This is a genomic window from Gottfriedia acidiceleris, from assembly GCF_002128425.1.
Taxonomy (GTDB): Bacteria; Bacillota; Bacilli; order Bacillales; family Bacillaceae_G; genus Gottfriedia; species Gottfriedia acidiceleris.
The window spans coordinates 84576-92105 of the sequence record NZ_NESS01000015.1 but is presented as its reverse complement, the minus strand read 5'-3'; the positions used below and the strand labels follow the sequence as shown (position 1 = coordinate 92105).

The window sequence follows — 7530 nt, the reverse complement described above, 5'->3', positions numbered from 1 at the left end:
TAAAGGAAATAGGTCTTCATTTAATTTACCAAAAAACAGACTAAATGAACAACTAAAACAAAAATGCCACGAAAAATTCGTGGCATATACTTGACGAAGTCTTTTTTCAACAGCGTGAAGAAAACTCTTAGTGAATAACTAAGAGTTTTCTTCTTTTTCATTATTAACTTACAGGTACTACAGCACCTTTATATTTTTTAATAATAAAATCTTGAATTTCTTTAGAGTGTAGTACTTTTACAAGCTCTTTAATTTCTTTTTTATCTTTATCACCTTTACGAACAGCGATAATGTTTACGTATGGAGATTCTTTACCTTCTAAAGCAATAGCATCTTTCATTGGGTTTAATCCAGCATCAATAGCATAGTTTGTGTTAATTAAAACTGCATCGCCTTCATTGTTTTGATAAACTTTTGGAAGCATTCCAGCATCTACATCAGCTTGGAATTTTAAGTTTTTTGGATTCTCAGCAATGTCCTTAATTTGAGCAGTAGTTGGATCTACTCCAGCTTTAATTTTAATTAAACCTTCATGTTGTAATAAGCTTAACATACGACCATGATCAGCTACTGAGCTACTCATGATAATTTTAGCCCCATTTGGAAGATCATCTAAGCTCTTATATTTTTTAGAGTAAACTCCGATTGGCTCAATATGAATCCCACCAGCGTTTTCAAACTTATAACCATTTTCTTTCATTTGAGACTCTAAATATGGAATGTGTTGGAAATAGTTAGCATCTAATTCTTTTGAAGCTAATGCTTTATTTGGTAAAACATAATCTTGGAATTTAACAATTTTCAAGTTAATTCCTTCTTTTTTAAGGATTGGTTTAGCTTGTTCTAAAATAACTGCGTGAGGTACATTCGATGCACCAACTACTAATTCCTTATTTTTATCTTCTCCACCTTTATTACATGCAGCTAAAGATAATGCTAAAACACCTGCTCCTAATATTCCTGCGATTTTTTTGAATTTCACTGTCATTTCCTCCCTTATATGTTTAAGCTCTTTTATCTATTTTTGTTGTTACTAAGTCACCAATAAATTGAAGAATGAATACGATTAATAAAATAATTACTGTCGCAACAAGTGTTACTTGGTTATTAGAACGTTGATATCCTTCCATAAATGCTAAGTTACCAAGTCCACCACCACCTACAACACCAGCCATTGCTGTATAACCAACAATTGCAATTGTAGTAACCGTTAAACCTGAAATAATTGCTGGTAATGCTTCTGGTATTAATACTTTTACGATGATTGTAAAAGTACTAGCTCCCATCGCTCTTGCAGCTTCGATTACCCCTTTATCAATTTCACGTAATCCGATTTCGACCATCCTTGCATAGAATGGTGCAGCACCGATAATTAATGCAGGTAATGCTGCTTTTGCTCCAAGCATTGAGCCAAGGATAAAGATCGTAAATGGAATTAATAAAATAATTAAAATAATAAACGGAATTGAACGAAAAATATTTACAAACGCTGCTAGTATTATATTAAAAAATTTATTTTCAAGAAGCTGATCTTTGCTAGTTAAAAATAAGAATAACCCTATAATTAGTCCAAAAATGAACGTTGCAAGTGCAGCTATTACTGTCATAAATAATGTTTCTTGAGTAGCTAAAAGCATTGCATCCCAATCAACATTTGGAAAAAGTTGTGTCATCTTATGCTACCTCCACTTCAACTTGTTTTGATTCTAAATAAGCAATTGCCTCTTTGATGTTATTTACGTCTCCAACAAGTTGAATCTTCATTGTCCCATAAGAGCCTTCAGCAGTTTGAACAATTTTTCCTTGCAAAATGTTAATCTCAATATCAAAGTGCTTAACTACTTCTGAAATATGTGGCTGATCTGCTTGACCATTTTTAAAGGTTAGCTTGTAAGTATTATCCTTCCCATCTCCTTCAGAAATTACTTCACTGTCTAATTCTTCATCATTGCCTTTGATTTGCGTCACAAATTTCTTTGTAATTGGTTGTTTAGGACGAGTAAATACATCAACAACATGGCCTTCTTCTACTACATTTCCGTTTTCCATTACAGCTACTCGTTGGCAAATTTTTTGAATAACATGCATTTCATGAGTAATCAGGATGATTGTAATACCAAGCTGTTTATTAATATTTGTCAGTAAAGCTAATATTGAATCGGTTGTTTCTGGATCTAATGCCGAAGTCGCTTCATCACATAAAAGAACATCTGGGTTATTAGCAAGTGCTCTTGCAATTCCGACACGTTGCTTTTGACCTCCACTAAGTTCAGATGGATAAGCATTCTCCCTACCTTCAAGACCTACAAGTTTGATTAACTCCTTCGCACGATCAATGCTTTCCTTTTTTGGAACTTTAGCAATTTCAAGTGGGAAAAGTATATTTTCTAATACCGTTCTCGACCACAATAAATTAAAATGCTGAAAAATCATTCCTATTTTTTGTCTTGCTTTTCTTAACTGACTAGATGAGCATTTAGAAATCGATTGACCATTAATAATCACTTCACCTGATGTAGGGGACTCAAGTCCATTCAGCATACGTAATAGCGTACTTTTCCCTGCGCCGCTATATCCGATCATGCCAAAAATTTCACCTGCTTCAATCGTTAACGAAACATTTTGTACTGCGGTAACAGTGCCCTTTTTACCCTTGTATGTTTTACTTACATTATTTATTTGAATCATACACTTGATCTCCTTTCAAAACATTCTAACAACTTATCTCAATTTTTTGTAAGAAAGTACTTTTTTAGTCGCATAAAACAAAAAAACCTTTCAACTCGCATGAGCAGAAAGGTTTAACATACAAAAAGTATTCCTTTCTCTCATCTCTCAAAGCACACGCTTTGCAGGAATTAGCACCATTTCAATGACGATCATTGACGGTTGCTGGGTTTCATAGGGCACAGTCCCTCCACCTCTCTCGATAAGAGCTAACTTACGATCTATTAAGTTGTTTAACGTAATTTCTTTAACGTAAGTCCAATTCTACAAAGTTAGACACTAGTTGTCAACAATTTTCTAAAAGTTTTTTTTCTTTTTCAACACTCGTATATTGAAAAATCGTTTCGATTAGAAGTAATAACCGATAGTTCCCTTCAAAAGAAGCATCATTTAGTTTTAATAAAAGTCCTAACCTTTGCGAACCTGAATTTAAATATTCCCATCCATCTTTTGTAAAGTTAACCCTAAGTTGCGGAATCGAACGATCAATCACCTCGATAAAAGGAGCCTTTTTACTTAACTTTATAAAAACTTTTTCATTTAGACAGTTAAATTCTACAATCTTTTCTTCGATTGGCAAAATGATTTGTAAATATTCCTTTTTTATAAATAAATTTCTAGCTTGTCCAATCCACTCCTTGATTTCCATAATAAACACCTCTCCCGAATTCTTTAATCTTATTTTCTCATAGATAAGAGGTGTATTCTCTATATTTCGCTCGACATTTACCTTGATAAAAATCTAATTTAATTTTATTTCTACAACATTCAACTCATTTCCCGAGAAATATGTCTAAAATCAGGAAATATTATTTTTGCCATATAAAAAGAGTGCAACCTACTGGATGCACTCATCGTTTAATATATAAATTATATTTTTTTAATAATTCATGTAAATATGGTACAGATTGAAAAGCGTAGATTTTTTGCTTCATTTCCCCATTCTCAAAAATAAGTAAACAAGGTACACTTTCAACCTTCCAACTTTGAGCTTCCTCTACTATTTCATTAATATTTACCTTACATATAGGCAAATTTGGCAGAATTTCATTTACAACTTCTAGCATTTTAGATGCTACTTGGCATGTACCACACATTGCGGTATATATATATATTACTGATGTCTCTTTTGATTGAATTCTTTGCATTATTTCATTCTTTGTCCATTGCTGCATGATCATATTTCCTTTTTAATTTGTACGTAAATAATCTGTAAATACTAAAATATCCGCCCCTAATAATACACTAGCTAAATGTTGACTCGGAGCTGTTGCTACTTCTCGATAACTTCTATCAATGTACAGATGTTCTGCCTGTGGAAATTCTCTTTTTAACAATCTTCTAAGCTTTTCACCAGCCTCATCTGCATCTACTAACACATAGATTTCTCTTAAATCTAACATTTCAGCAAGCTCATCTAGCTTTGAAGTACCAACTGTACCATTCGTACAGATAATATCTACAGGCTCCTTTATAATCGTCTGTATTTTTCTCTTATCAGTAGTACCTTCGACAATGATAACTTTTCTTTGATCTTCAATATTCACTGGGCATCACCTAATGTATAGGACTCAAAAACTTTTGACTAAAAATCTTTTGTATATAGTATATTCGATTTTGCCTTTGTTGTTTCCTTTTTTTCCCTAAATGAAAATGTCCCTTTAAATTATGTTTTATGTAAATAAGTTAAGCTTTATTACTTTAATTATACATATAAAATACAAAAAACGCCCTATAGGACGCTTCAGACTGTGTAAAAATTGTATTTTTTGGACTTTATCTACACAAAAAAACGCCCATAAGGACGTTTTTCAGATAATTAATCTTGATTGATCATTTCTTCGTATTGACCAGCAGTCATTAACTCATCAAGTTCAGAAGCATTTGTTGCTTCAACAACTACCATCCATGCTTTTTCGTATGGAGATTCGTTTACGAATTCAGGATTTTCATCTAGATCAGAGTTTACTTCAATTACTTTACCACTGATTGGAGCATATAGTTCAGATACTGTTTTTACAGACTCAACGCTACCGAATGGCTCATTAATTGTAAGTTCATCGCCTACTTCTGGTAACTCAACAAATACGATATCTCCAAGCTCTGATTGAGCGAAATGAGTAATACCGATATAGTATTTATTACCTTCAACTTTTACCCACTCATGTTCTTCTGAATAACGTAGTTCATTTGGAATTGACATTGTGAAATCCTCCTCTGATTAATTACCTTAAATTATATAGTTATTTTATAACCAAACCTTTTCAAATACTTCTTCATTAAAACCAACTGTCGCATGATCTCCATTAAAAAGTAGAGGTCTTTTAATTAATTTACCATCAGAACTTAGTAGTTCTAATAGCTCGTCCTCAGTTTTTGTTGGAATTACATCCTTCAATCCAAGCTCACGATATTTAACGCCACTTGTATTAAATAATTTATTAATAGAAAGTCCACTTGCTTTATAAATATCAGCAAGTAACTCCTTTGAAGGTGGATTTAATGTAATATCAATTGCTTCAACCGGAATATTATGCTCTTTAAGCCAAGAAGCGGCTTTTCGACAAGTTCCACATTTTGGATATGTATAAAAAATGATACTCATTTTAGCAACTCCTCCCAAATTCTATTTTATCACAGGGAATATACGAGTTAAAATAGTTCCGTTCGAAAATTCTGTAATAAATTGTCGCACAACAACATTATAGCAATATTAATCACACTAAACTAGTAGAACGTTCGTGTTTTCTGCACTTTCTAATAAAACTTATGCATTTTTTTAATATTTTAAAGAAATTCCTTACACACCTACGTCTAAACACTTAAATATAACTCAACCTATACTAGTATGACACAATTCATGGGAAAATTATCCTTTTAAAACTTATGAAATTATAAAAAAACTGCCAATCAAAAAATTGGCAGTTTTTTGTAAGATTAAACAGTATATTTTTCTTCAGCTAATACATTTGCTGCAATCTCACGCTTTTTCGCAATTACATTAACTGGCGTATGACGTGTAAATTTACGAAGAGCTGAAGTCATCATTCTTAAAGTGTCACCTGTCTCAACAGCAACAAGTGTTTCTTTCGCATGTGCTTCGATTTCATTGAATGCTTCTTGGCAGAATACTTGAGTATAAAGTAATTTTTGGCTTGATTTTTCTAAACCTACTTTGTTGATCGCTTTTTCAGTACGTAGAACTGTAGATTCCATCGCGTAAATATTGCTTACAATATCTGCTATATTAACTAGAATTTCTTGTTCAGTACTTAATCCTTTACCGAATTTTTGAACTGCTAATCCAGCAATCATAATCGCAATTTTTTTCGCATTACGAACTAAATATTTTTCTTGCTCTAAAGGAGCATCTCCAACTTCTTCAGGCATTAGCATCATTAATTCTTCTTGAATTTGTTGTGCTTGTTGAAGTAATGGAAGCTCTCCGCTCATTGCTTTTCGAAGGTAAGTGCTTGGTACGATTAAACGATTAATTTCATTTGTTCCCTCAAAGATTCGGTTAATACGAGAATCACGGTAAATACGCTCAATTTCATATTCAGCCATGAAGCCATATCCACCGTGGATTTGTACTCCTTCATCAGCCACATAGTCTAGTACTTCAGAACAGAAGAATTTATTTAATGAACATTCAATCGCATACTCTGCTACAGCAGCTGCTACTGCTTTTGGATCTTTTGCTTGCTCTTCAGTTAATTGACTAAAGCGATCTTCAAAAAGTCCTACAGTACGATACGCTGAACTTTCACTTGCATAAATTTTTGTAGCCATACTTGCTAATTTTTCTTGAATTAAACTAAATTTTGCAATTGGCGTTTTAAATTGCTGGCGTTGGTTAGCATACGTTGCTGATAATTCTAAAGCACGTTTTGATCCACCAACTGTACCTACAGCTAATTTGTAACGACCAATATTTAAGATATTAAATGCAATAACATGCCCTTTTCCAATTTCACCTAAAAGGTTTTCTACAGGAACTTTTACATCTTCTAAAATCAATGTACGAGTTGAAGATGATTTAATACCCATTTTCTTTTCTTCTGGACCAGTCGAAACACCTTCATATTCTCTCTCAACGATAAATGCTGAGAAGTGCTCTCCATCAATTTTTGCATATACTACAAATACATCTGCAAACGCGGAATTTGTAATCCATTGTTTTTCACCATTTAAAACATAGTGAGTTCCTTCAGCATTTAATTTAGCAACAGTTTTTGCTCCTAAAGCATCTGATCCAGAACCTGGCTCAGTTAATGCATAAGCCGCAAATTTCTCACCTGATGCTAAACCAGGTAAGTAGCGTTGCTTTTGATCATGATTTCCAAATAAAACGATTGGAAGTGTACCTATCCCTACGTGCGCTCCTTGTGAAAGTGAGAATCCACCACCACGTGAAATTTTTTCAGTAATTAATGCTGAGCTAATTTTGTCTAGCGCGATTCCGCCATACTCTTCTGGAACATCTGCAGCTAATAATCCTAGCTCACCAGCTTGTTTTAATAATCTAACCGTGCGGTCAAATTCGTGTTGCTCTAAATATTCTAATTCAGGTAAAACTTCATTAACTACAAAATCTTCAGTTGTTTTTGCAATTAATTTATGCTCATCTGTAAAATCCTCTGGTGTAAAAACTTTATCAAAAGTTACTTCTGTTGTTAAAAAGCTTCCGCCTTTCAGTAGGTTACCGATTGTTTTTTCCATCGAAAATTCCTCCTATTTTCTATTTACTTGTTTGGATGTTCTCTTCATCAAAGACCTGATTCTAATAATCTATTTGTGTAC

Annotated in this window: 9 protein-coding genes and 1 riboswitch; all 9 genes read right to left on the bottom strand. The window is 33.1% G+C overall.

Annotation, left to right across the window (positions count from 1 at the left end; genetic code table 11):
• Positions 1-163 precede the first annotated feature (163 nt).
• On the bottom strand, positions 164-982 hold the full coding sequence (metQ, locus tag B6K90_RS19955; protein ID WP_407920542.1) for a methionine ABC transporter substrate-binding lipoprotein MetQ: 819 nt from the start codon (positions 980-982) through the stop codon (positions 164-166).
• A gap of 22 nt (positions 983-1004) precedes the next feature.
• Positions 1005-1673 carry a methionine ABC transporter permease gene (locus B6K90_RS19950; RefSeq protein ID WP_088014508.1) on the bottom strand — a complete coding sequence of 223 codons (669 nt, stop codon included), beginning with the start codon at positions 1671-1673 and terminating at the stop codon, positions 1005-1007.
• Position 1674: 1 nt separating this feature from the next.
• Complete coding sequence (locus tag B6K90_RS19945) at positions 1675-2688, bottom strand: methionine ABC transporter ATP-binding protein (protein WP_088014507.1); 1014 nt, start codon at positions 2686-2688, stop codon at positions 1675-1677.
• 137 nt (positions 2689-2825) lie between these two features.
• Positions 2826-2936: riboswitch (SAM riboswitch) on the bottom strand.
• 77 nt (positions 2937-3013) lie between these two features.
• Positions 3014-3376, bottom strand: a complete 363-nt coding sequence (locus B6K90_RS19940) for a hypothetical protein (protein ID WP_088014506.1) — start codon at positions 3374-3376, stop codon at positions 3014-3016.
• A 202-nt stretch (positions 3377-3578) separates the two neighbouring features.
• Positions 3579-3902: a thioredoxin family protein gene (locus B6K90_RS19935; RefSeq protein ID WP_088014505.1), complete on the bottom strand. Its 324-nt coding sequence runs from the start codon at positions 3900-3902 to the stop codon at positions 3579-3581.
• A gap of 15 nt (positions 3903-3917) precedes the next feature.
• Positions 3918-4268 (bottom strand): toprim domain-containing protein, encoded by a 351-nt coding sequence (locus B6K90_RS19930; protein WP_088014517.1) that lies wholly within the window; start codon positions 4266-4268, stop codon positions 3918-3920.
• 278 nt (positions 4269-4546) lie between these two features.
• Complete coding sequence (gene gcvH / locus B6K90_RS19925) at positions 4547-4930, bottom strand: glycine cleavage system protein GcvH (protein ID WP_069034848.1); 384 nt, start codon at positions 4928-4930, stop codon at positions 4547-4549.
• Positions 4931-4975: 45 nt separating this feature from the next.
• Positions 4976-5332, bottom strand: coding sequence for an arsenate reductase family protein (locus B6K90_RS19920; RefSeq protein ID WP_088014504.1), 357 nt, complete (start codon positions 5330-5332; stop codon positions 4976-4978).
• Between the two features lie 332 nt (positions 5333-5664).
• Positions 5665-7449, bottom strand: coding sequence for an acyl-CoA dehydrogenase family protein (locus B6K90_RS19915; RefSeq protein ID WP_088014503.1), 1785 nt, complete (start codon positions 7447-7449; stop codon positions 5665-5667).
• Positions 7450-7530 lie beyond the last annotated feature (81 nt).